A 24,274-nucleotide genomic window follows, 5' to 3' on the forward strand; every position below is an offset into this window, starting at 1 on the left:
GGAAAGTGCCTGATTCTTAAATACGCAAAAGCCCCTGTCGGCGACCGGGGCTAAGGCTGAGAAGGCGAATACAGGCGCTTTAATCCGCAGAAACAATAATTTGTTGCAGGTTGTAAAGGGTGATCAACGACCGCAGTTTGTCACCGATGCCAACAAACTGCAGCGCGCCGCCCTGCTGCGAGACGATTTCCCGCAGGTGGACCAACAGCGCCAGGCCTGAGGTATCCACCCGTTCCAGAGCTGAAACGTCGATCAGCGTCGCCCCGCTAATCAACGTTTCACGCTGCTCCCAGAGATCCAGCAGCGTGTCACGATCCAGCTCACCTTCCAGCCGTAGCGTGTTCGCCTCGCGGCTCCAGTGCAGTGAGGGCTGCATTATTTGTTTTGATCCAGTGTGATTGGCTGTTTCGCTGACGCTTCAAGTTGCGCAGTCAGTGCATCAATCCCTTTCGTACGTAACAGATCGCCCCACTCATTTTGTTTCGTGGTGATCATGCTGACCCCTTCTGCGATCATATCGAACGCCTGCCAGTTACCGGTCTGGCTGTTTTTACGCCACTGGAAATCCAGGCGCACTGGCGGACGGCCCTGAGGATCGATGATCGTCACACGGATGGCGACAATATTGGCATTGCCCAGCGGTTTCGCAGGTTCGATCTGGTAAGTCTGACCGTGATAAAGCGCTAACGCCTGGCCATAAGCCTGAGCCAGATAATCACCAAAAGCCTTAAAATAGGCTTCGCGCTGTGCCGGTGTGGCTTCCCGATAGAAACGGCCCAGGACTAACGCCCCCGCATATTTAATCTGCACATAAGGCAGCAGCTCCTGGCGGACGATATCACGCAGGTAGTTGGGATCCTGCTTGATTTTCGCCTGCTCGCTTTTCAGGCGGGTAAAAGTTTTGTTAGCCGCTTCATTCATCAACGTATAAGGATTGCTTTGATCGGCTGCTGTCGCCGCCAATGGCGCGATCGCCAGCATGGCAATCATCAGAAAACGTTTAAACATCATGTTATCCCTCTGTTAAGGTTGAGCGGCTGCGGGAGCGGCAGTATCGCCACCCTGCGCATCCTTACTGTCACCGGTTTGCTTGTTACCTTTGTTGTCGCCGCTTTTATACAGGAACTGGCCTATCAGGTCCTCCAGTACCATCGCCGACTTGGTATCACGTATCGTGCCACCATCGTTTAACATCGCCGAGCCCAGCTCAGGATCGTCAAAGCCAACGTTTAACGACAGAAACTGCTCGCCCAGCAAGCCCTGAGTGCGGATGGCAAGCGAACTGGTGTCCGGAATCTGGTTGGCATACTTGTCGCTGATATCCATCGTGACGCGTGGCAGTAATGTTTTCGGTTCAAGTGAAATATCTGTCACCCGACCAATCACGACACCACCAATTTTAACAGGCGAACTGACTTTCAGGCCGCCGATATTATCGAAGGTGGCATACAGCTTCCAGGTGGGTTCTGTCCCCAGCGATTTAAGATCCGCCACGCGCAGGCAAAGGAACAGCACCGCTAACAGTGCCATGATCATAAAAACGCCAACCCAAATTTCGCTTTTTTTGCTTTGCATCGCATTAATTCCCAAACATCAGTGCTGTCAGCACAAAATCTAAACCGAGGACCGCCAGTGATGCATGCACCACGGTGCGCGTCGTGGCGCGACTAATACCTTCAGAGGTCGGAATCGCATCGTAACCATTAAACAGCGCGATCCAGGTAACCGTGACGGCAAAAACGGCGCTTTTAATAATGCAGTTAACCACATCGCTACGAAAATCGACGGCATTTTGCATCGCCGACCAGAAGAAGCCAGGGTCAATACCTTTCCAGCTCACGCCCACCAGCGCGCCGCCGGTAATCCCTACGGCGGTGAAGATGAGTGCCAGCAGCGGCATGCTGATAAAGCCTGCCCAAAAACGTGGTGAGACAACACGGCGCAGAGGATCGACCGCCATCATTTCCATGCTGGACAGCTGTTCCGTGGCCTTCATCAGCCCAATCTCAGCCGTTAACGCCGACCCTGCCCGACCTGCAAACAGCAAGGCTGTGACAACCGGCCCCAGTTCACGTAGCAATGACAGTGCCACCAACATGCCCAGGCTGGTTTCTGCACCATAGGTGTTTAATACCAGATAGCCCTGCAACCCCAGCACCATGCCGATAAATAACCCGGAGACCACAATGATCACCAAAGACAGGACGCCAATGCTGTAGAGTTGTTTGACTAACAGCGGGAAGTGTTTGCGAAACGCGGGTTTACCGACCAGCGCATGAAAAAGCATTAATCCGGCACGCCCAAAGCTGGCGCAGGTTCCAATCCCCCGACGTCCTAATGACGCCAGTGCTTTTAACAACATCAGCTTAGCTTCTCCCTGACCCGGTTAAATCGGCCAAATAATCGCCCGCCGGAAAACGAAACGGTACGGGCCCGTCCGCGATGCCGTCGATAAACTGGCGCACGCGTGGGTCATTGTTGGCACGCAAATCGGGCGTGGTCCCGTGCGCGATAATTTTTTGTCCCGCCACGATATAAGCATAATCGGCAATACTTAACACTTCAGGCACGTCATGCGACACCACAATGCATGTCAGTCCCAGTGCATGGTTAAGCTCATCAATCAGTTTAACCAGTACGCCCATCGTAATAGGATCCTGACCTACAAACGGCTCATCGAACATAATTAATTCAGGCTCCAGAGCAATAGCCCGAGCCAGGGCCACCCTGCGCGCCATTCCGCCCGAAAGCTCCGCAGGTTTCAACTGCGCGGCACCCCGTAACCCCACGGCTTCCAGCTTCATCATGACGGTGCTGTGCAGAAGCGCCGCCGGCAACCGTGTGTGTTCACGAAGCGGCCAGGCCACATTTTCGTAGACGGTTAAATCGGTAAAAAGTGCACCGGACTGAAACAGCATGCTCATCTTTTTACGCGCTTCATACAATCGGGTGCGCGACAATGTCGGAATGTTCTCGTCCCGGAACCAGATCTCGCCGCTGTCAGGCTGAAGTTGCCCGCCAATCAAGCGCAGCAGCGTTGTTTTCCCGATCCCTGACGGCCCCATGATCGCCGTCACTTTGCCTTTGGGTACCGTAAGGGAAATATCGTCGAAAATTTTGCGATCGCCACGTGAGAAACTCACGCCACGAACCTCAACCAGGTTCGTTTTTTGTTGGATCATTATCACCTCTATTACGGATCGGGCGTAAACATAGGGTACGATGGTAGCCTGTTAAGGTTAAACGCACGATAGCTTTACAGAAACTTAATGCAAAGATTTGGCGAAAACGGTCATAAAATTTACTTTTGTCGCTCGGACGGTCAAAATCAGCGCCTGTTTTGTCACATCGAACCTGAAGGCAAGCCAACAGGGGTTTTAAGCAAGGATTTTTCATGTTCGTCGCAACCGCACTGCTGATTATCGGACTGCTTTTACTGGCTTATGGTGCCGATCGTCTGGTGTTTAGTGCTGCAATACTTTGCCGATCGTTCGGGATCCCGCCGTTAATCATCGGCATGACCGTCGTCAGTATCGGTACCTCGCTTCCGGAGATCATCCTTTCCTTCTCCGCTGCGCAGTATGGCCAAATGGATCTGGCGGTGGGCACCGCGCTTGGTTCGAACATCACCAATATACTTTTGATTCTCGGCGGCGCGGCGCTGTTACATCCGCTCAGCATCCATTCCAACTTAATTCGCCGTGAACTGCCGCTGATGGTGCTGGTCTCATTACTGAGCGGTATTACGCTATTTGATAACTATCTTAGTCGACTGGACGGTATCGCCCTGATTGCCATCGCCGCGATTTATCTGATTGTGACTATTCGCATCGCGCGTAAAGCAGAAAATGACAATAACGATACGCTGACGCGTGAACAACTGGCTGAGCTGCCACGCGAAGAGACGGGTAACACCGTGGCCTTTCTCTGGCTGGCTGTCGCCCTGATTATCCTGCCCATGTCGACACACATGGTGATTGATAATGCGACGGTCTTTGCCGACTACTTTGGCGTGAGTGAACTGGTTATGGGGCTGACGCTTATCGCCGTCGGCACCAGTCTGCCGGAGCTGGCCACGGTCATCGCCGGTGCGTTGAAAGGCGAAGATGATATTGCGATTGGCAACCTGATTGGGGCCAATATTTATAACCTCGCTATCGTGTTGGGCCTGCCGGCACTGATTCACCCCGGCAGCGTCGATTATCACGCTTTTGCACGCGATTACTGGATAATGCTTGGCGTAAGCGTACTGTTCGCCATGCTTTGTCTGTTGCGTCACCGCCGCATTGGCCGTACGGCGGGGACGCTTTTACTCTGTGGTTTCTTCGTCTGGGTAACGTTGCTGTGGCTACAGCCAGCGTTTATGGGCGGCTAAAAAGGACAGATTTGCCATGTCACATCAGCAACCAACGGTAGAGTTTGATTTTCAGCGAGCCGGTAAAACGGTTCTGCGCATTGAGCGCGAAGGCCTTGAGCAGCTTGACCAGTATATCAACGAGGCCTTTTCCGACGCCTGCGCCATGATTTATGCCTGTAAGGGCAAAGTGGTGGTTATGGGCATGGGCAAGTCAGGTCATATTGGTAAAAAAATGGCGGCGACTTTTGCCAGCACCGGCACGCCGGCTTTCTTTGTGCATCCAGCGGAAGCCAGCCACGGCGACCTGGGAATGGTGGGTAAAGACGACGTGGTGCTTGCCATTTCGAATAGCGGTGAATCCAGCGAGATTCTGGCGCTGATTCCGGTGGTTAAACGCCAGCAGATTAAACTGATCTGCCTGACCAGTCGACCTGAAAGCGCCATGGCTCGGGCCGCCGATATTCATCTTTGCGTCAAGGTGCCGCAGGAAGCCTGTCCGATGGGCCTGGCACCTACAACCAGTACCACCGCAGCCCTGGTGATGGGCGATGCACTGGCGGTCTCCCTGCTGGAGGCTCGCGGCTTCACGCCTGAAGATTTCGCGCTGTCGCATCCGGGCGGTGCGCTGGGCCGTAAACTGCTGCTGCACGTGAGCGATATCATGCACAGCGGTGATGAGTTACCGCACGTCACGCGGGATGCATCATTGCGGGATGCGTTGCTGGAGATAACCCGTAAAAATCTGGGCCTGACCGTGATTGTTGACGATTTGATGAAGATTGAAGGCGTTTTTACCGATGGTGACCTGCGCCGCATCTTTGACATGGGCATCGATTTTCAAAAAGCGACCATTGCAGAAGTCATGACGCGTGGCGGCATCCGCGTACGTCCGAACGTGCTGGCCGTCGATGCGCTGAATTTAATGCAAACCAAAAACATTACCTCCCTGCTGGTAGCCGATGACGACCATCTGCTGGGTGTGGTACATATGCATGACATGCTGCGCGCAGGCGTAGTGTAAACAGGAAGACACAATGCAGTCTGAGATTGCCGCTATAGAAACATGTTACGGCCCGGTCAGTGCCGACATTATGGCCCGTGCCGGGCACATTCGCCTGCTGATTTGCGATGTGGACGGCGTGATGTCTGATGGCCTGATCTACATGGGTAACAGTGGAGAAGAACTGAAAACCTTTAATGTGCGTGACGGTTACGGCATTCGTTGCCTGCTGACCTCGGACATTGAAGTGGCTATTATTACCGGCCGCACGGCCCGGTTACTGGAAGACCGCTGCAAAACGCTGGGGATTCGCCATCTTTATCAGGGGCAATCAGATAAGCTTTTGGCCTATCGCGAACTTCTGGATACACTGTCGCTCTCTGACGAGCAGGTGGCTTATATTGGTGACGATCTGATCGACTGGCCAGTTATGGCAAAAGTAGGGCTCAGCGTAGCGGTGGCCGACGCGCACCCGCTGCTGTTAGCACGAGCGCGTTACGTCACACGTATCGCCGGTGGGCGCGGCGCAGTGCGTGAACTGTGCGATCTCATTTTGATGGCGCAAAATAAATTTGAGGATGCCAAAGGGCAATCAGTATGAGTAAAAGCAGGCGTTGGATAACGTTGGGGCTGGCCTTGATTGCGCTGGTGCTCATTGGCTGGAATTTCACTAACCGGGACAGCGACGATGGCGCACCGGTAATGAATAATGATCAAACGCCAACCTACACCAGTGCCAATTCGCATACCGTAGTTTACAACCCTCAGGGTGGCCTGGCTTATAAGCTGATCTCGGACAAAGTTACGTATTTCGAAAATACGGGAACCAGCTGGTTTGATAATCCGGTCATGACAACCTACGACGAGAATAAAATGCCGACCTGGACGGTACGTTCAGATAAAGCAAAGCTCACTAAAGATCGTATGCTGTATTTATATGGTCATGTTGAGCTGAATGCGCTGGCGCCAGATTCTGAACTGGAGCGCATCAAAACGGATAACGCTCAGGTCAATCTTGTCACTCAGGACGTCGCCTCGGACGATCAGGTGACGTTATATGGCCGCAGTTTTAACTCTACCGGCATGAAAATGCGTGGAAATTTACGGACAAAGCAAGCCGAGTTACTCGAAAAGGTCAAAACCTCTTATGAAATTCAAAATGAACAAAAACAGCATTAAGTTTTTACTGGCCAGCCTGCTGCTTGCAGCCAGCCTGCCGGCGCTGGCGCTGACCGGTGACTCGGACAAACCCGTTAATATCGACTCTGAAAATCAGTCGCTGGATCTGCAAGGCAACGTCGCGACCTTTACCGGTAATGTGGTCGTAACTCAAGGGTCGATCAAGATTACGGCAGATAAAGTCGTGGTGACCCGTCCGGGCGGCGACAGCAAAAAAACTATCGTTGATGCTTACGGCAATCCGGCGACCTTCTATCAGATGCAGGACAACGGTAAACCGGTACAGGGACACGCGTCCAAACTGCATTACGAGCTTGCTAATGACTTTGTTGAGCTGACGGGCAATGCGTACATTGAGCAGTTGGACAGCAATATTAAAGGCGACCGCATTACTTACCTGGTCAAAGAGCAAAAAATGCAGGCTTACAGCCAGGGCCAGAGCAAGCGCGTGACCACAGTTCTGGTGCCGTCGCAGTTACAGGACAAGCCCGCGTCAACCAATAGCGAAAAAAAGAGTAACTGATCACTATGGCCACATTAATCGCAGAGAACCTGGCGAAGGCGTACAAAGGCCGTCGCGTGGTTGAAGACGTCAGTCTGCAGGTAAAATCCGGTGAAATCGTCGGCCTGCTCGGCCCAAACGGTGCCGGTAAAACCACCACCTTCTATATGGTGGTCGGGATTGTTCCGCGCGATGCGGGCCGCATTGTCATCGACGATGAAGACATCAGTATTCTGCCGCTCCACGCGCGTGCGCGCCGCGGTATCGGCTACCTGCCCCAGGAAGCGTCAATCTTCCGGCGTCTGAGCGTTTACGACAACCTGATGGCCGTGCTGCAAATTCGTGATGATTTAACCGAAGAACAGCGACAGGATCGGGCGAATGAGCTCATGGATGAGTTCCATATTGCACATCTGCGCGACAATATGGGACAGTCACTGTCGGGCGGTGAACGTCGCCGTGTGGAAATTGCCCGTGCGCTGGCCGCAAATCCCAAATTCATTCTGCTGGATGAGCCTTTTGCCGGTGTTGACCCGATTTCCGTTATTGATATCAAAAAGATTATTGAACATCTGCGCGACAGTGGGCTTGGCGTGTTAATCACTGACCACAACGTGCGTGAAACGCTGGCGGTCTGTGAACGGGCCTATATTGTCAGCCAGGGCAACCTGATTGCTCACGGTACGCCGAATGAAGTCCTTGCAGATGAGCAGGTTAAACGTGTTTATTTGGGTGAAGAGTTCAGACTCTGATAAGGTGTCGTTAATACTGATGGTTACCCGGGAATATTCATCCTGTCTATGAAGCAAGGTTTACAACTCCGGCTCAGCCAGCAACTGGCGATGACCCCACAGCTGCAACAGGCGATACGTCTGTTGCAGCTTTCTACGCTTGAACTTCAGCAAGAGCTACAGCTGGCCCTGGAAAGTAATCCCCTGCTTGAACAGACTGAACAGCATGAAGAAATAGACGCAAAAGAGTATCAGGAAGGCGAAGCGGGACTTGATACGCGTGAAGCGCTGGAACAAAAGGATATGCCCGAAGAGTTGCCGCTCGATGCGACCTGGGATGAAATCTATACCGCGGGAACGCCATCAGGAACCGGTACGGACTATCAGGATGATGAACTGCCCATCTACCAGGGCGAAACCACCCAGTCGCTGCAAGATTATCTGATGTGGCAGGTTGAGCTGACGCCGTTTAGCGATACCGATCGGGCGATCGCGACGTCTATCGTCGATGCCATTGACGATACGGGTTATCTTACCGTTTCGCTTGAAGACATTCTCGACAGTATCGGCGACGATGAGCTGGAAATGGACGAAGTTGAGGCCGTTTTAAAGCGCATTCAACATTTTGATCCGATCGGCGTAGGTGCACGTGATTTGCGTGATTGTCTGCTGGTACAGTTGTCGCAGTATGCGCCTGAAACGCCAACGCTCTCTGAAGCCCGCCTGATCGTCAGCCATCATCTTGATCTGCTGGCTAACCATGATTTCCGCAGCCTGATGCGCGTCACGCGTTTAAAGGAAGACGTACTGAAAGAGGCAATGCTGCTGATTCAGTCGCTCGATCCACGTCCGGGCCAGTCGATCAATACTGGCGAGCCTGAATACGTTATTCCTGATGTGCTGGTTCGTAAAGTTGCGACGCGCTGGACGGTAGAACTCAATACCGACAGTCTGCCGCGGCTTAAAATCAACCAGCACTATGCCGCCATGGGCGGTGCTGCGCGTAATGACAGTGACAGTCAGTTTATCCGCAGTAATTTGCAGGAGGCGCGCTGGCTGATCAAAAGTCTGGAAAGTCGCAATGAGACGCTGTTAAAAGTCTCACGCTGCATTGTTGAACAGCAACAGGCCTTTTTTGAGCAGGGCGAAGAGTTTATGCGTCCGATGGTGCTGGCCGATATTGCCCAGGCGGTGGATATGCATGAATCCACGATTTCCCGCGTCACCACGCAAAAATATCTTCACAGCCCGCGTGGCATTTTTGAACTGAAGTATTTTTTCTCCAGTCATGTTAATACTGAAGGAGGAGGCGAAGCCTCATCTACTGCGATACGGGCACTGGTAAAAAAATTAATCTCGGCGGAAAATCCCGCTAAGCCCTTGAGTGACAGTAAACTGACCTCCATGTTATCTGATCAAGGGATTATAGTGGCACGTCGTACCGTTGCAAAATATCGAGAGTCTTTGTCCATACCGCCTTCAAACCAACGTAAGCAGTTGGTTTAACAGAGAGAAGGAAGACCTATGCAGCTGAACCTTACCGGGCAAAATGTTGAAATCACCGAGCCACTGCGTGAATTCGTCACGGCGAAATTTGCCAAACTGGAACACTACTTTGATCATATCAACCAGGTATATGTTGTCCTGAACGTTGAGAAGGTGACACAGGTTGCTGATGCCACATTGCACGTTAACGGGGGCGAGCTGCACGCCACATCGGAAGCGGAAGATATGTATGCGGCAATTGACGGGCTGATTGACAAGCTGGCCCGTCAACTGACCAAATATAAAGACAAGTTAAAAAAACACTAACCTTCACGCTGGCAGGCGCGCCGGGCGCGCAGAGCTGAAAGGATGGGGCGGATTAACCGCCCCGTTTTGTCATCTGTGCCAGCGCCATGATTCCGCTACGTGATTACCGCGTACCGGTTTACTGGCTAAGTGAACTCGCAAGTGAAACGAAAATGAACAATGATTTAACACTGGAACTGAGCACAGTGCTTTCGCCAGACTGCACCCGCAGCAGCGTACACTGCCAAAGCAAAAAACGGGCGCTGGAAATTATCAGTGAACTGGCCGCTAAGCAGCTCAACCTGCCGCATCAAACGCTGTTTGAAGCGATACTGACCCGCGAGCGCATGGGAAGTACCGGTATTGGCAACGGTATTGCCATCCCGCATGGCAAGCTGGAGGAGGATACGTTACGTGCCGTCGGCGTCTTTATCAGCCTTGAGCAACCCATCGCATTTGATGCCGTGGATAATCAGCCTGTCGATCTCCTTTTTGCGCTCCTCGTGCCCGCGGACCAGTGTAAAACTCACTTACATACACTGTCGTTAGTCGCCAAACGGCTGGCGGATAAAACGGTTTGCCGCCGTCTGCGTGCTGCGCAGAGCGATGAAGAGCTGTATGCCATCATTACCGAAGAACAAACAGAGCAATAAAGCGCGTGATTTACCGGCGTGAGCCGGCTTTAAAACGGGAGAGAAGGTCATGGTGCTGATGATCGTCAGCGGTCGGTCAGGCTCAGGAAAATCAGTGGCGCTGCGCGCGCTGGAAGACATGGGTTTTTACTGCGTGGATAACCTGCCGGTCGTGTTGTTGCCTCAGCTGGCAGAATCACTGGTTGAGCGCAATATCTCAGCGGCGGTGAGTATCGATGTGCGTAACATGCCTGAGTCGCCTGAAATTTTTGAAACCGCGCTCAATAATTTGCCTTCCGGATTCTCGCCCCAGTTGCTGTTTCTTGATGCCGACCGCAATACGCTGATCCGCCGTTACAGTGATACGCGTCGCCTCCATCCCCTGTCCAGCAAAAATCTGTCGCTGGAAAGCGCGATTGATGAAGAGAGTGACCTGCTCGAGCCGCTGCGCTCGCGTGCCGATTTGATCATTGATACGTCAGAGATGTCGGTGCATGAACTGGCTGAGATGTTGCGTACCCGCTTACTGGGTAAACGCGAGCGGGAGCTGACTATGGTGTTTGAGTCGTTTGGCTTCAAACATGGTATTCCCATTGATGCGGACTACGTCTTTGACGTGCGTTTCCTGCCCAATCCACACTGGGATCCCAAACTGCGCCCGATGACGGGGCTGGATCGTCCCGTCGCGGCTTTTCTGGATCGTCATACCGAAGTCCATAACTTCATTTATCAGACACGCAGTTATCTGGAACTCTGGCTGCCCATGCTGGAAACGAACAACCGCAGCTATCTCACCGTGGCGATTGGTTGCACCGGTGGCAAACACCGCTCGGTGTATATTGCAGAACAGCTCGCTGATTATTTCCGCTCCCGGGGTAAAAATGTACAGTCCCGTCATCGCACACTGGAAAAACGTAAATCATGACCGTTAAGCAAACCGTGGAAATCAGAAACAAGCTGGGCATGCATGCACGCCCCGCCATGAAGCTGTTTGAACTGGTGCAAAGTTTCGATGCCGAAGTGCTGTTACGCAACGAGGCCGGCACAGAAGCCGAAGCCAGCAGCGTTATCGCGTTGCTGATGCTGGATTCCGCCAAGGGCGGCCATATTGAGATCGAAGCCAGCGGCCCCCAGGAAACTGACGCGCTGGCCGCCGTCATTGAACTCTTCGAAGCCGGTTTCGACGAAGAGTAACGTCAGTCCAGATGATTGCGCTGCAGGAAGCCCTCTCCTCCCAGTTGGCGCATCTGTCGGAGTATCCATTGCTGGCGCTGGCGCACATAGCCTGACGGCGCGTCGGCACGAAAGCGCAGCGGGTTAGGTAAAACGGCCGCCAGTAACGCCGCTTCTGACATGGTTAAGCGACTGGCAGGCTTGTTGAAAAAACGCCGGGACGCCGCCTCAACACCAAAGGTCCCTTTACCAAACTCCGCGATATTCAGGTAAACCGTTAAGATACGGCGTTTAGTCCAAACGGTTTCCAGGCCGACCGTCAGACCCGCTTCCAGTCCTTTACGCATCCAGCTACGTCCATCCCACAAAAACAGATTTTTAGCCGTTTGCTGTGACAGCGTTGACGCACCGCGCATCCGGTTATCATCGCTGTCCAGTACAGACTGAATGGCTGCCACATCAAAGCCCCAGTGGTGAGGAAAGTTTTGATCTTCCGACGCGATAACGGCCAGCCTTATCCAGGGCGACATCGCCTGTGTCCCCACCCAATCCGAATGTGAGACATAGCTGAAATCGCCACGCAGCCAGGCACCGATCTGGCGTTCAGCCATCACGGCAGAGAAAGGCACCGGGAGAAAGGAAAAAAGTAAAATACCTGCCAGCCACAGCCCTGCCCAAATCAGCAGAATGCGCAGCACAATGCGCTTTACACCCTGCCAAAGCTTCCCTTTATGCTTACTCATACAATCGTCTCATCATTATGTCGTTTTTTAATTAATTTCAGGTGTAATCACCCCTGATGATAAAAAGCGTTCCTGAAAAATTCGCCGTCCGGGCCTGTCACCTTTATGATATGGCAAAGAAAATGCATCTGCGATGCAACAATAGTATGAATGAGTTCAATAAGTTCCCTTAAAAAGGAATCGGTTCCATTTACGAAGTCTCACACCATTCCTTGCAGGGCGATGAGACTAATTCGTGATAATTGCAGCCATCAATGTTTCATAAAACTTATATTTTATTTCGGGCGCGCCTGAACACAGGTTGCAGCAATGCGGCAGGCATTAACGTACTTATGGCATTTCTTCACCGCAATACATGTTTTTTTATTAATACATTTCCCCAAACATTACAAACTTTTCTATTGGTAAAACCTTTTAAGCGCCAGGGCGGATGACGTTTTCCGAAACGTTTTGGACCTTCCTGACCCGATCCTTTCATTATTCTTTATTATCATAAGCTTATAGCCAATTTAGTTCGCATCAGTGACGAATCATTTGTGTTAAGAGGCTTAACACAGGCTTTGTTAACAAATTTGGGTTAAACCCGTACAAAAAACAGAACTTTTGTTCAAAAAACAATCAATGTAACGGTAAAATTGATTCCTTTCTTGACTATGTTGGCAAATTAATGTTTCCTGTATTTAAACGCTGTTCAACATCACAAATTTTAATGAATCTTGTCACAAGCTAATTCGAATTTGATAAGGTGTTGCATGTGTTAACCAATACCCGTTGTTGCCTTGAAAAACACTAAGCATAGCAGCAGCGACTTTTTCCCTGGTGTTGGCGCAGTATTAGCGCACCCCGGCCTCGGCTGGGGTCATTTTTTTTGGATCACCGCTGTTTCTCAGCCACCCACTCGCGCAATATCTGCACATCGTGCCGCCATTCACGCTTCAGCTCTTCCACCCATTCGCCCACGTTATCCCACCAGGCCGGTAATTCTGGGCTTTGAATTTGTTTCGCGATCTGTTGCAGATGCTGTAAGCCAACGGACCCTGCGGCACCTTTGATTTTATGGCCCTCTTCAGCAATGCCTTTTTCGTCGCGTGCCATCAGGTTGGAGTCCAGTACATCGAGGTAGCCCGGCATCATCTGTTCGAAGATGGTCAGGCTTTGCGTAATCAGACCGGGTCCCACCAGCTCCAGATACTGTTCAAGCATTGGAATGTCCAGCAAGGTATCGGACTGACGACTGCCCGGCGTCATAACGGCCTGATCATCGTTTCCGGGTTGGTCATCCCAAAACTTTTTGATGATGGCCGTTAACGCAGGTACGGCAAGCGGTTTACTGAGCACATCGTCCATGCCCGCATCAAAATACTCTTTTTTATCTTTCAATACGTTGGCGGTTAAGGCAACCAGCGGCGGCAAATGCGCATCAGGATACCGTTGACGAATGGCACGCGACACGTCCATGCCGGTCATATCCGGTAACTGAATATCCAGTAGCACCAAATCGAACTCCAGCGGGTCAAACATCTCAAGCGCTGCTTGCCCCGTCATGGCAACGTCAACGCTGCATCCCAGTTTTTCCAGAACCGAGCGTGCCACAATGACGTTCAGCTCAATGTCTTCCACCAACAGCACGTGCAGGGCCGGAAGCGGCAGCGTATCGTCAACGCCTTCATCTTCTACTTCCTCGGCAATACGCGGCGCTTTAATCACCACGGTAAAACAGGAGCCCTGGCCCGGTGCACTACTGACGCTGATATCCCCGCCCATCGCCTGCGCCAGACGGCGGGAGACCGCCAGGCCGATACCGGTTCCGGTTGCCGGTTTGCCGCCATGCTGATCGGTAACCTGATAATACATGGCAAAAATTTTGTCCTGCTCTTCCTCGCGAATGCCCTGCCCGGAATCCTGTACCTCAAAGCGCAGCGTTTCATCCTGTTCATAGGCGATACGCACGATGATTTCACCCTGCTGAGTAAACTTCACGGCATTGCCGATCAGGTTCCACAGGATCTGCCGTAGTCGTGTACCATCCGTTGAGATTTTATGAGGCAGCGGTAACTGCGGGGCCATGACAAACTTCAGGCCTTTTGGCTGCGCCAGCAAGCCAGAGAGATTCTCCAGATCGGCCAGGAAACTGGTGAAATCCAGCGGCTGGTTGTCCAGCTGTACCTTGCGTCGCTCGATTTTGTCCACTTCGATGACGTCGTTAAAGATATTGCCCAGGGTGATGGCAGAGACATGGATGGTTTTCAGGTACTTGAGCTGCTCCTGATTCAGATCGGTATCCAGCAAAATGCGGCTCAGACCGACAATGCCGTTAAGCGGCGTACGAAGCTCGTGGCTGATCGTAGAGATAAAGGTGGTCTTTTCCCGGCTCGCGTTCTCCAGCGCGTCCTGATAGCGTTTACGTTCGGTTATATCGCGGCCAAAGCCCATCAGGCCGCTGCGCTTACCGACCCGGTCGTAATAGGGCACTTTACGAATTTCAAAACAGGCTTTCCGCCCATCGGGATACTGCAGCCACTGCTCATAGGTGAGCGAGACGTTGTGACGAAAGACTTTTTCATCGGTTTCCAACACTTTAGTCGCCGTGTCATTGTCATAAATATCATGTGGCGTGAGCCCGATAAGCTGTTTTTCACTTTTACCGGTCAGCAGCTCCATGGCGCGGTTACAGCCTGAGAACTGCTTGTCGATATTGCGATAAAAGACCAGATCTGGCGATGCATCCAGAAAAGAGCGCAGGAAAGACGACTGTTGTTCCAGCTCTATTTGCGCCTGCTCGCGCCGCGCCACCTCTTCGCGTAGCTTAGCCATGACCTGCTCACGTGCCTGCTCCGCTTTTTTACGATCGGCAATTTCCTGATTGAGTCGGGAAATGGTCTCTTTCATCTGCTGATTCAACTCAAGATCGCGCGTACGCATTTCTTCCAGCTTATCCACCAGCCTGGCAAGACGCTGGCGTGACTCTTCCAGCTGATCGACCACCACGGAAAGAAAATAAACCGCCCAGGGCGTGATCAACAGACCGAAAAAGACCGATCGCACCATATCAATACTTTCGACATGACCACGCAGTACCATGGTCACCGCCATCTGCACAATCATGGCCAGCACGACCAGTGCAGACGCCAGCAGCAGCGAAAAACGGATCAGGCCAAGCTTGACCATTAAATCAACATAATATTGCGCCAGCAGGCGAATCTGTTTCATAAACACTCCCTGGGTGAGAACAGCCACATGATAGCGTATTTACGTCACCGTCGTCTTAGTGCATCCGGCGAGATCGCGACCGTCATGCACTTATATGGTGCAAAACGCCGTTGCTTCGCCGACGTTTGCCCCATTATTGCTAAAACCCTTGACTAATTGTGCTAACTCAATGAATCTGTAGGGCCGTCTGCTAAACAGGCGCGCGTATCCAACCTCTTCTTTTCCGTCTGACAAGGCTTTATTGTCACGACGCCCTGTTTTTCATGCATAGCCATTCACATTATTCGAAGTTTTAAGCAGCGCGACCTGATTAATTTTACTAATCACATGCCCCTTATTGATTCAAATTTGCTGCTATAAGAAAAACAGATACATCCTGCGCTTCCACTGCCTGTAGCAGCATTTGATGCTGTTTAGTACCCTGTCGCCAGCATACTTCAGCGATTTCACGCCACTGGCACAGTGATAGAGTTCACATTTCCCTCTCTGCCGCTTAATGAAAAACTGACACATTTTAGACACAAAAGCATAATAAATTCATTTGGTTATCGACATAAAGACGTGATTAAACTGTGTCAGGCTCGCTATTTGACCTTGATTCGCTTTCCCGATAAGTTGGAATTCCGCTGAAAGCTTTCATGATGGGCAAGCGTCACGGCATATCTATGCAACATGACGCCCGCATGGTTTGAGTCATCTCCTTTCGAGAACGGAAACACCACGCGCTACACATCCACGGACTTATCCTCCTGCCGATGAAAAGTGCGTAAAACGAAATCGCGCAGGCTGTCAGGCGCGGGAATAAAAGAATGCGCGCTGGGAAGAGTGTTTAACAAAGCTCAGTGCCTGAAACAATGCAGGTAATGTCAAAAGCAGTTTAAGGAGACCCTCAATGTCCACTAAAAAACCTGAATCCTATGGCTTATATAACCCAGCAGCAGGAAGTGACAGCTGTGGTGTAGGTTTCATTACCCGTAAGGACGGCGAGCAGACCCACGACATTCTGCGTATGGCGCACAGTGCACTCTGCACGGTTCCGCACCGTGGTGGCATGTCCGCTGAAGGCGTGGGTGATGGCGCGGGTGTCAACGTCGATCTTTCACTGCACTTTTTCCGTAAAATTACCGGTCAGGCGCTGGAAGCCGGTCGCTTTGGCGTGGGTAACTTCTTCGTTCCTAAAGATGCTGAACTGCGTGCCAATGCGGAGCGCCTGGTAGAAGAGACGCTGCGTCATTTTAATCTGCCGGTGATCATGAAACGCGAAATGCCGCTGGATAACAGCGTGACGCGTCCGGCCGCTGTCCAGTTTCAGTTGCCCATCGTGCAATGGATTTTTGCTGCGCCTCAGGATGTCAGCCACCAGAACGATTTTGAAAAACGGATTTATCGCGCCCTGCTGGCGATTGAGGCAGAGGCCTTTACGAAAAGTGAGTTTGGCGGTTTGTATCCGCTGTCGCTTTCGTCCCGTACCCAGGTATTCAAAGCCCGTCTGAATTCCAATGAGGTCATTCCTTATTTCAAAGATCTGACCGATCCCGATCATCAGGTCCGTGGGCTGTTTTTCCATACCCGCTTCTCAACCAATACCGATCCGCACACCACTATGGCGCAACCTTTCCGGTTAATGGCCCATAACGGTGAGCTGAATACCGATCGTAAAAACCGGATTGCTGAATCCGCGCTGGCCTCTGCGCGTGGAAAAACTATCGTTCGCCCGAAAGGTCAGTCAGACAGTTCCCGTCTTGACCAGAGCATTCACAGCCGCCTGATGGAAGACGATCTCGACTTAATTACCGCCGTGGTGTCGATGATGCCACCTGCATGGGAAAATGACACCGCGCTCTCTCCGGCGGTGCGTGACATGCTGGAATATTTCTCACTTTATGAAGAGAAGAACGACGGCCCTGCGGCGTTGATCTTTGGTAATGGGGAAGTGATTGGCGCACGTCTTGACCGTCTGGGTCTTCGTCCACTGCGTTCGGTAGAAACCGCCGAGTATATTGGTGCCATGTCGGAAGCCGGCCAGATTGCCTTTCCCCCGGAAAGCGTACTGCGCCGTGGTCGTATCGAAGCCGGCGGCATGCTCTATTTTGATCATCGCGAAAAACGCAGCTATACCACGCATGAAGCGCTGGAAAAGCTGGCTGCGGAAAAAGATTACGCTGCACTGCTCGGCAAATCTCGCGTCGATCTCAAGGAGTTGCCTGTCATCCCTGCTGAGAAACAAGGGTCGCCTCTGCGCTATCGCGGCGATCTGAAAACCTATCAGCGCTTTGTGGCTTACTACTATAACCAGGAAAGCTTCAAATTCATGATGGACCCGATGCTGAACACCGGGGCCGAGAAAATCTCTGCTATGGGTTACGGCAACGCGATCAATGGTCTGTCCGATCACGAAGGCGGCATGGCGCACTACTTTTCGCAGCGTTTTGCACAGGTCACTAACCCACCGCTGGACTCCATCCGTGAAGCGGACGGTATGACGCTGCGCGTGGCACTGGGAGCCAAACCGCACCTGGGACGCAGTAAAGGCCGTCAGATTATTGTGCCGACGCCTATTCTGACGCACCTGGACATGCTACAGCTGCGCGAACAGAACGTCGCACCTTATGCCCGTTTTGACATGCTGTACGAACCTGTCACCGGCAAAGACCTGCTCAGCCGTACGGCCAACGCCACTGCGCTGGAGAAGGCGATTGACGATCTGGCTCAGCAGGTCGTGGATTTCGCGCGTTCTCAGGGCGGGATAGCCGTCCTGACCGACCGCCACATCTCGTCCACCCATGCCGCCCTGCCCATGCTGTTGGTGGTTTCTGCGGTGAACCAGCGCCTGGTACAGGAAGGATTACGTCTTGACGTGTCCCTGGTGGTGGAGAGTGGGCAGATTATCTCGTCGCATCACATTGCCGCGACGCTGGGCTTTGGTGCCTCTGCTGTCTATCCGCTCGGCGTACAGATGCGTGCCGAGGAGAAATTCGGTGAAGGTGAAGAAGGCAATAAAGCCTTTAAACGCTATGCCAAAGCCGCCGAAAAGGCCCTGATGAAGACCATGGGTAAAGTAGGCCTGTGTACCGTTGAAAGCTACAGTAGCGGTGAGTTCTTTGAACCTAACTTCCTTAACACTGACGATCCGGTGCTGAAGAAGTATTTCCCGAATATCAAAACGCCTGTTGGTGGCGCGGGCTTTGCCACCATCGCGCAAATGGCAGTGGACTGGCATCAAAGCGCGCTGAAAATTCAGGGCGAATCAGAAGTGCCATTACTGGGGCTGTTTAAAGAGCGCGCAGAGGGCGCAGGCCACTCCTACGGCACCATTGCCGTGCGTACCTTTATTGATATGACGGAAGAGCCGATTCGCTTTGCGGACAAAGCGCGCGAAGAGGACAATTTCATTCGTCTGATGACGCTGGCCCGTCTGGATAATGCGTTTGGCATCAAGCCTGACACGTTCAAGGACAGCAGCTTTGAGCGCATTCCTGATGACGTGATGAATAACTTTGCCATCACAGCCGATTACCGTCAGTTCTCCAGCCTGATGTATGAAGAGCGTAAACGCCGCCCTGCTGCGCTGCGTGACATTCTGGCCTTCCCGGCCGATCTGACGCATATCGACAGCGAAGCGGAATTCCGCCGTAAACTGGGCCGTTATTCGCTGACCAACAACGGATTTGCTACTCGCGGCCTGGAATGCGAGGCCATCGAAGGCAGCCCGAACACCTTTATGCTGCGGCTGACCGATGCCATCGCCGGACTGAAGCCGGAAAGCGAACGTCTGCTGAATCTGTCACGGGCTCTGAAAGCCCGCTTCAGTGACGAAATCGAATCGGCGGACGTGGTCGCAGGCGGCCTGAAAATCACCGCCGTAGGTAAAGCTGCCGACTATCTGTCGCGCATTTTTACTGCGCTGCCCTCACTGCCGTTAAGCGAAATTCAGCCTGCCTGTGAAATCACTCGTACTTTTGCCTCCGGGGCGATGAGTCACGGCGCGCTGGTGGCACCGGCACATGAAGCTGTCGCACATGGCACCAACATGGTCGGCGGCATGAGCAACTGCGGGGAAGGCGGCGAGCACTATTCCCGTCATGGCACTATCCGTGCGTCCCGTATCAAGCAGCTGGCGTCAGGTCGTTTCGGCGTCTGGGCGGCGTACCTGGCCGATCCGATGCTGGAAGAGCTGGAGATCAAAATTGGTCAGGGTGCAAAACCTGGCGAAGGTGGCCAGTTGCCTGCGGCGAAAGTCACCGTCGAAATCGCGGCGGCACGTGGCGGCACACCGGGCGTTGAGCTGGTCTCGCCACCACCGCACCACGACACCTACTCTATCGAAGATTTGGCCCAGTTGATTCACGACTGCAAAGCGGCGCGTGTTCGCGTCATTGTGAAGCTGGTGTCCTCTGAAGGGATTGGCACCATTGCCGTGGGCGTAGCGAAAGCCGGTGCTGACGTTATTAACGTCGCCGGTAACACGGGCGGTACGGGCGCCGCCTCGGTGACCAGTCTGAAATATACCGGTCGCGTCGCGGAAATCGGCATTGCCGAAGTCCATCAGGCGCTGTGTGCGAACGGCCTGCGCGACAAAGTCCTGCTGCGCTGTTCAGGTGCACAGCAGACGGGCAGCGACGTGGTGAAATCCGCGCTGCTGGGCGGTGACAGCTTTGAATTCGGTACGACTGCGCTGATGATGCTGAAATGCGTGATGGCGAAGAACTGTAACGTCAAATGCCCGGCAGGGTTAACCACGAATGCTGAAGCCTTTGATGGCGATCCGCGTCAGCTCGCACAGTATTTCCTGAATGTGGCACACGAAGTCCGCGAAATCCTGGCGCGTATGGGCCTGCGCTCGCTGCGTGAGGCCCGCGGGCGCGCTGACCTGCTCCATTTGATGGATCACCCGCTGGAAGTCGGCAAGCTGGATCTGCGCGCCATGCTCACCGTGGTGCCAGAGCTGAAAATCGACAAGCCGGTTTATCTGGAAAAAGATTTTGAGCTGGATGATGGCTGGGTGGAAGAACTCAACCAGCAACTGGTGACAGCGGGCAAGACATCGCTGCAGTTAGGTCACGACGTCGTCCTGAACAACCGCAATAAAAGCGTGGGCGGTCAGTTGGCGATCGATATCGAGCGCATGCTGAATCATACCCTGACAGCAGAGCAACTGCAGGCGATGCCCTCTGTGCTGCAGGACGATCGCGGTCGTCGCTATCTGGCGCCGGCCACGGTGCATATTACGACCACCGGCTCAGCCGGTCAGTCCTTCGGTGCCTTCTGCAATGACGGCATGCTGATGCAACATCGTGGCACCTGCAACGATGGGGTGGGCAAAGGCCAGTGCGGCGGCGAGCTGGTGGTGTTATCACCGGGCGGCGGCGCACAGGACAGCGATGGCAACGTCCTGATCGGTAACTTTGCTCTGTTTGGCGCAACGGGCGGCCGCCTGTTCGTGCAGGGCCAGGCGGGTGACCGCTTCGCAGTGCGTAACTCTGGCGCCACTGCGGTAGTGGAAGGCGTCGGTGACTTCTGTTGCGAATACATGACCAACGGTGCCGTGTTGAACCTGGGCACCTTTGGTAAAGGCTTCGGTAACGGCATGAGCGGCGGCTTTGCTTACCAGTACGATCCGTACGGCTCCCTGGCTAACCATGCAGCGGGCGATTCCGTTCTGTTTGGTTCCATTGCCGATGCCGATGAGCTGGCACAGATTCATAAGCAGGCCGTGCTGACCATGCTGAACTGGCATCTGGACGCCACGCAGTCACCACGTGCGGCCTGGCTGCTGGAGCACTGGGAAACCGAATGTCAGCACTTCGTGTATGTGATGCCGCGCTCTCTGCTGCTGTATCAGGATGGCGGTGAAATCCTGAAGGCGAAATCCCGTAAGGATTTGCTGGAAGAACTCTCAACCGCGCTGGCAGCGCATCAGGTGGCGAAATTCAAAGCCGCGTGGCGTGAGGGCAAAACCATTGCAGACGGTGCCGTACCGGCTTATGGTGCGACAGATACGGTCGAGATGTTTGTATTGCTCAATAACTACACCGTATTGAGCTTCGCACAGCAGCTGGCTCTCGGCAAGTTACCGAAAGGCACCCACGTTGAGGATCCGGCGGTCGAGAAAGCGGTTCGTAATTTACTGATGACAGAGGACTTTTCGCTGGTCAGTAAACTGCAGCGCCATGCGCGGGCAGCCATTGAGAACTACAGCGACAGCGAATTAGCCAGCCTGATCGGTTCAAAACGCATGTCCGATTACAAAGCGGCACTGACGCAACGCAACATCCGTTCCATGGACAGCCTGGCCACCTATGGCTGGATCATGTATCAGGATGCCTGCAACCGTGAAATCCTTGGTCGTCTGCCTGATTTTGAAGAGTTGTTTGCACGTGCGGCATTACCTGAAATTGCGGCGGCGGTAGGGAAACTGGCCTGACAGCCGCGTCTGTAAACTGAACTGTGTTTAATCATGATTACCCGGAGGGTTTCGCGGTACCGGGCGGAGGTCAATCCCGAGCCTCTCTGTGGCAGACGGCCGCTGAGAGGACGGGTTTCGCCATACTCACGGCGGTGCGAAACATGATGGTTAAGAGCGGGATTGAGTAAAGGTATCCATGAAAATTCCATACATTCCTGAAGATGCACCTTTCAATGGTGATCAGAAATACTGGCTGGCGGGCTTTCTGGCTGGCCTGCACTCCCGTTTGCTGGTGTTAGAAGACAAACAGCAACCTGCCGCGGGCAACGCCGCCGCTGCAACGACCCAACTGCACATTCTTTATGGTTCGCAGACCGGTAACGCTGAAGCTCTGGCCCAGTCTGCGGCCAAATCGGCCCGTGCTAAAGGCCTGGTGCCTGTCGTTCAGGCGCTGGGCGATGTGGATCTCGACGTGTTTGCCACAATGCGCCACGTGCTGATCGTCACCTCGACCTACGGTGAAGGTGAAATGCCGGACAATGCCCAGTTATTCTGGGACGCCATCTCCGCCAGTACCGCACCGCGTCTGGAGCAGATGCACTTTGCCGTTCTGGCTATCGGCGACACCGGCTATGACGGTTTCTGCCAGGCCGGTAAATTCCTGGATATGCGCCTGGAACAGCTCGGTGCCAAACGTGTTGTTGATCGTATTGACTGCGATATTGATTATGAAGAGCCTTCGCATGCGTGGCTGAACAGCACGATGCCACAGTTCGCCAGCAGCGCAGGCAGCAGCGGCACGGTTCTGGAAAGTGCACCGGAAGCCCCGGTCATCCCCGGCAGCAACAAATCCAATCCCTATGCCGCAGCCCTCATCACCAACAAGCGCCTGTCGAGTGAGCAGTCTGCGAAAGACATTCGCCATTTCGAATTTGATCTGACTGACAGCGGTCTGAAGTACGAAGCGGGCGATGCGCTGGGTGTGATCCCGGTGAACGAACCGTCGCTGGTCAGCCTGCTGCTGACACAACTGAACGCCGATTATCAGACGCCCGTCCCCGGCTTCGACAGAAGTCTTGGCGATCTGCTGACCTACCAGTTTGAAATTTCTGAGCCTTCACGCAAGCTGATTGAGTGGGTTGGACAGAACACCACGAACCAGGAACTGCGTCACGTACTTCAGCACGATGATAAAGATGCCCTGGGTGTCTGGCTGTGGGGCAAAGATACGCTGGACCTGCTGCAACTTGAGCTGACCCGCAGCCTGAGCGTGCCTGAGTTCGTCGCCCTGCTGCGTCCGCTGCAGCACCGTGCCTACTCCATTTCGTCCAGTTCCAAAGCGCATCCTAACCAGGTTCACCTGACGATTGCGGCTGTGCGCTATCACAGTGGCGGCCGCAACCGTAGCGGAGTCTGTTCAACCTACCTGGCCGAGCGCGTGCGTCGTGGCGAAAAGCCGGCGATCTTTATTTCGCCGAATAAATCCTTCCGGGTTCCGGCCAACGGCAATGCGCCCATGATCATGGTCGGCCCGGGTACCGGCATCGCCCCTTTCCGTGCGTTCCTGCAGGAACGTCAGGTGACCGGTGCGCAAGGCAAAAACTGGCTGTTCTTTGGCGATCAGCATCAGGAGCATGACTTCATTTACCGTGAAGAACTGACGGCCTGGCATGAGAGCGGTTTGCTGACGCGTCTCGATCTGGCGTTCTCACGCGACCAGGACAAAAAGGTCTACGTGCAAAACCGCATGCTGGAACAGGGCGCCGAACTGTACGCCTGGTTGCAGGAAGGTGGGTATTTCTACGTCTGTGGTGATGCCTCACGCATGGCGAAAGACGTGGATAATGCGCTGTATGAAATCGTACGCCAGTTTGGTGGTCTGTCCAGCGAGCGCGCGGCGGACTACATCGATCAGTTGAAGAAAGAGAAACGCTACCTGCGCGACGTGTACTAATCTCAGCCGCAGAAAGCAAAAATCCGGGTACGCTGTGCGCCCGGATTTTTTTTCGCTCATCATTCTGACGATCAAAAAAATGCCTGTCGGCTGACAGGCATTCTGAGTTATTTCACCACACGCAGTGCGGGACGACCGCCGCGCGGTGGCGGATCGTCATCAGGTGAGTTGTCGTCATCGCTGGCATCGTCAGGGCGATCGCCATCAATCACTGACATGACCGTCTCTTCCTGATTTTCCGGGAACGCCTGGGATGCCCCTTCATAAGCCGGTTCAGGCTCAAACATGGTCCCCGCACCGTTTTCACGCGCATAGATGGCCAGAATGGCCGCCATCGGCACGTTCACCTGGCGCGGCACGCCGCCAAAGCGGGCATTGAACGAGACTTCCTCGTTACCCAGCTCAAGATTGCCTACAGCGCGCGGCGCAATGTTGAGGACGATCTGACCGTCCCGTGCATATTCCAGCGGAACCTGAACGCCCGGCAGGTTAATATCGACCACCAGATGCGGCGTCAGCTGGTTATCCAGGAGCCAGTCATAAAAAGCCCGCAGCAAATAGGGGCGACGGGCCGTAAGTTGCGACATTTCCATAAA

21 protein-coding genes are annotated in these 24,274 nt (G+C 53.5%); 13 read left to right on the forward strand and 8 right to left on the reverse strand.

The genetic code is table 11. From position 1 onward, the window contains the following. Window positions 1-79 precede the first annotated feature (79 nt). From mlaB to mlaF, 5 genes are read right to left on the reverse strand one after another with little or no spacing between them, the layout of a single operon-like run. The gene (gene mlaB, locus GC087_RS20405) at window positions 80-376 is read right to left on the reverse strand and encodes a lipid asymmetry maintenance protein MlaB (RefSeq protein ID WP_058702617.1); all 297 of its coding nucleotides are present in this window, start codon (window positions 374-376) and stop codon (window positions 80-82) included. After that, window positions 376-1,008, reverse strand: coding sequence for a phospholipid-binding protein MlaC (gene mlaC, locus GC087_RS20410; RefSeq protein ID WP_006121744.1), 633 nt, complete (start codon window positions 1,006-1,008; stop codon window positions 376-378). The genes mlaB and mlaC overlap by 1 nt, the downstream gene beginning before the upstream one ends. A gap of 15 nt (window positions 1,009-1,023) precedes the next feature. Next, window positions 1,024-1,575, reverse strand: coding sequence for an outer membrane lipid asymmetry maintenance protein MlaD (gene mlaD / locus GC087_RS20415; protein WP_006121743.1), 552 nt, complete (start codon window positions 1,573-1,575; stop codon window positions 1,024-1,026). Window positions 1,576-1,579: 4 nt separating this feature from the next. Next, the gene (mlaE, locus tag GC087_RS20420) at window positions 1,580-2,362 is read right to left on the reverse strand and encodes a lipid asymmetry maintenance ABC transporter permease subunit MlaE (RefSeq protein WP_006121742.1); all 783 of its coding nucleotides are present in this window, start codon (window positions 2,360-2,362) and stop codon (window positions 1,580-1,582) included. 4 nt (window positions 2,363-2,366) lie between these two features. Further along, window positions 2,367-3,182: a phospholipid ABC transporter ATP-binding protein MlaF gene (gene mlaF / locus GC087_RS20425; protein ID WP_006121741.1), complete on the reverse strand. Its 816-nt coding sequence runs from the start codon at window positions 3,180-3,182 to the stop codon at window positions 2,367-2,369. Window positions 3,183-3,394: 212 nt separating this feature from the next. Between mlaF and GC087_RS20430 the strand changes: the two genes are divergently transcribed. From GC087_RS20430 to npr, 11 genes are all read left to right on the forward strand, one after another. Then, a complete protein-coding gene (locus tag GC087_RS20430; RefSeq protein WP_006121740.1) occupies window positions 3,395-4,375 on the forward strand; it encodes a calcium/sodium antiporter in 981 nt (326 codons plus the stop codon). Window positions 4,376-4,391: 16 nt separating this feature from the next. Then, window positions 4,392-5,378 (forward strand): arabinose-5-phosphate isomerase KdsD, encoded by a 987-nt coding sequence (gene kdsD, locus GC087_RS20435; protein WP_006121739.1) that lies wholly within the window; start codon window positions 4,392-4,394, stop codon window positions 5,376-5,378. A gap of 13 nt (window positions 5,379-5,391) precedes the next feature. Beyond that, a complete protein-coding gene (gene kdsC / locus GC087_RS20440; protein ID WP_039338895.1) occupies window positions 5,392-5,958 on the forward strand; it encodes a 3-deoxy-manno-octulosonate-8-phosphatase KdsC in 567 nt (188 codons plus the stop codon). Then, on the forward strand, window positions 5,955-6,536 hold the full coding sequence (lptC, locus tag GC087_RS20445) for an LPS export ABC transporter periplasmic protein LptC (protein ID WP_006121737.1): 582 nt from the start codon (window positions 5,955-5,957) through the stop codon (window positions 6,534-6,536). The genes kdsC and lptC overlap by 4 nt, the downstream gene beginning before the upstream one ends. After that, entirely contained in the window at window positions 6,505-7,059 is a 555-nt protein-coding gene (gene lptA, locus GC087_RS20450) for a lipopolysaccharide ABC transporter substrate-binding protein LptA (protein ID WP_033739170.1), read from the forward strand. Before lptC ends, lptA begins: the two co-directional genes overlap by 32 nt. 5 nt (window positions 7,060-7,064) lie before the next feature. Further along, window positions 7,065-7,790, forward strand: coding sequence for an LPS export ABC transporter ATP-binding protein (gene lptB, locus GC087_RS20455; protein ID WP_006121735.1), 726 nt, complete (start codon window positions 7,065-7,067; stop codon window positions 7,788-7,790). A 48-nt stretch (window positions 7,791-7,838) separates the two neighbouring features. Further along, on the forward strand, window positions 7,839-9,275 hold the full coding sequence (rpoN, locus tag GC087_RS20460; RefSeq protein WP_033739167.1) for an RNA polymerase factor sigma-54: 1,437 nt from the start codon (window positions 7,839-7,841) through the stop codon (window positions 9,273-9,275). An 18-nt stretch (window positions 9,276-9,293) separates the two neighbouring features. After that, window positions 9,294-9,581 carry a ribosome hibernation promoting factor gene (hpf, locus tag GC087_RS20465; RefSeq protein ID WP_006121733.1) on the forward strand — a complete coding sequence of 96 codons (288 nt, stop codon included), beginning with the start codon at window positions 9,294-9,296 and terminating at the stop codon, window positions 9,579-9,581. Window positions 9,582-9,733: 152 nt separating this feature from the next. Beyond that, entirely contained in the window at window positions 9,734-10,213 is a 480-nt protein-coding gene (ptsN, locus tag GC087_RS20470) for a PTS IIA-like nitrogen regulatory protein PtsN (RefSeq protein WP_033739256.1), read from the forward strand. A 49-nt stretch (window positions 10,214-10,262) separates the two neighbouring features. Beyond that, entirely contained in the window at window positions 10,263-11,117 is an 855-nt protein-coding gene (gene rapZ, locus GC087_RS20475) for an RNase adapter RapZ (RefSeq protein ID WP_006121731.1), read from the forward strand. After that, window positions 11,114-11,386 carry a PTS phosphocarrier protein NPr gene (gene npr / locus GC087_RS20480; protein WP_006121730.1) on the forward strand — a complete coding sequence of 91 codons (273 nt, stop codon included), beginning with the start codon at window positions 11,114-11,116 and terminating at the stop codon, window positions 11,384-11,386. The genes rapZ and npr overlap by 4 nt, the downstream gene beginning before the upstream one ends. 2 nt (window positions 11,387-11,388) lie before the next feature. Here the strand turns inward: npr and mtgA are convergent, their stop codons facing one another. Further along, the gene (mtgA, locus tag GC087_RS20485; RefSeq protein WP_033739165.1) at window positions 11,389-12,108 is read right to left on the reverse strand and encodes a monofunctional biosynthetic peptidoglycan transglycosylase; all 720 of its coding nucleotides are present in this window, start codon (window positions 12,106-12,108) and stop codon (window positions 11,389-11,391) included. An 873-nt stretch (window positions 12,109-12,981) separates the two neighbouring features. Continuing rightward, window positions 12,982-15,318: an aerobic respiration two-component sensor histidine kinase ArcB gene (gene arcB, locus GC087_RS20490; RefSeq protein WP_039338901.1), complete on the reverse strand. Its 2,337-nt coding sequence runs from the start codon at window positions 15,316-15,318 to the stop codon at window positions 12,982-12,984. An 892-nt stretch (window positions 15,319-16,210) separates the two neighbouring features. On the opposite strand from arcB, the gene GC087_RS20495 reads away from it, so the two are divergent. Together GC087_RS20495 and GC087_RS20500 are read left to right on the forward strand one after the other, a co-directional pair. After that, on the forward strand, window positions 16,211-21,742 hold the full coding sequence (locus GC087_RS20495; protein ID WP_058702618.1) for a glutamate synthase-related protein: 5,532 nt from the start codon (window positions 16,211-16,213) through the stop codon (window positions 21,740-21,742). Between the two features lie 178 nt (window positions 21,743-21,920). Beyond that, window positions 21,921-23,678, forward strand: a complete 1,758-nt coding sequence (locus GC087_RS20500; protein WP_006121726.1) for a sulfite reductase subunit alpha — start codon at window positions 21,921-21,923, stop codon at window positions 23,676-23,678. A 107-nt stretch (window positions 23,679-23,785) separates the two neighbouring features. Here the strand turns inward: GC087_RS20500 and sspB are convergent, their stop codons facing one another. Continuing rightward, on the reverse strand, window positions 23,786-24,271 hold the full coding sequence (gene sspB, locus GC087_RS20505) for a ClpXP protease specificity-enhancing factor (RefSeq protein WP_006121725.1): 486 nt from the start codon (window positions 24,269-24,271) through the stop codon (window positions 23,786-23,788). Window positions 24,272-24,274 lie beyond the last annotated feature (3 nt).

The sequence above is a fragment of the Pantoea sp. JZ2 genome (genome assembly GCF_035191405.1).
GTDB lineage: Bacteria > Pseudomonadota > Gammaproteobacteria > Enterobacterales > Enterobacteriaceae > Pantoea > Pantoea stewartii.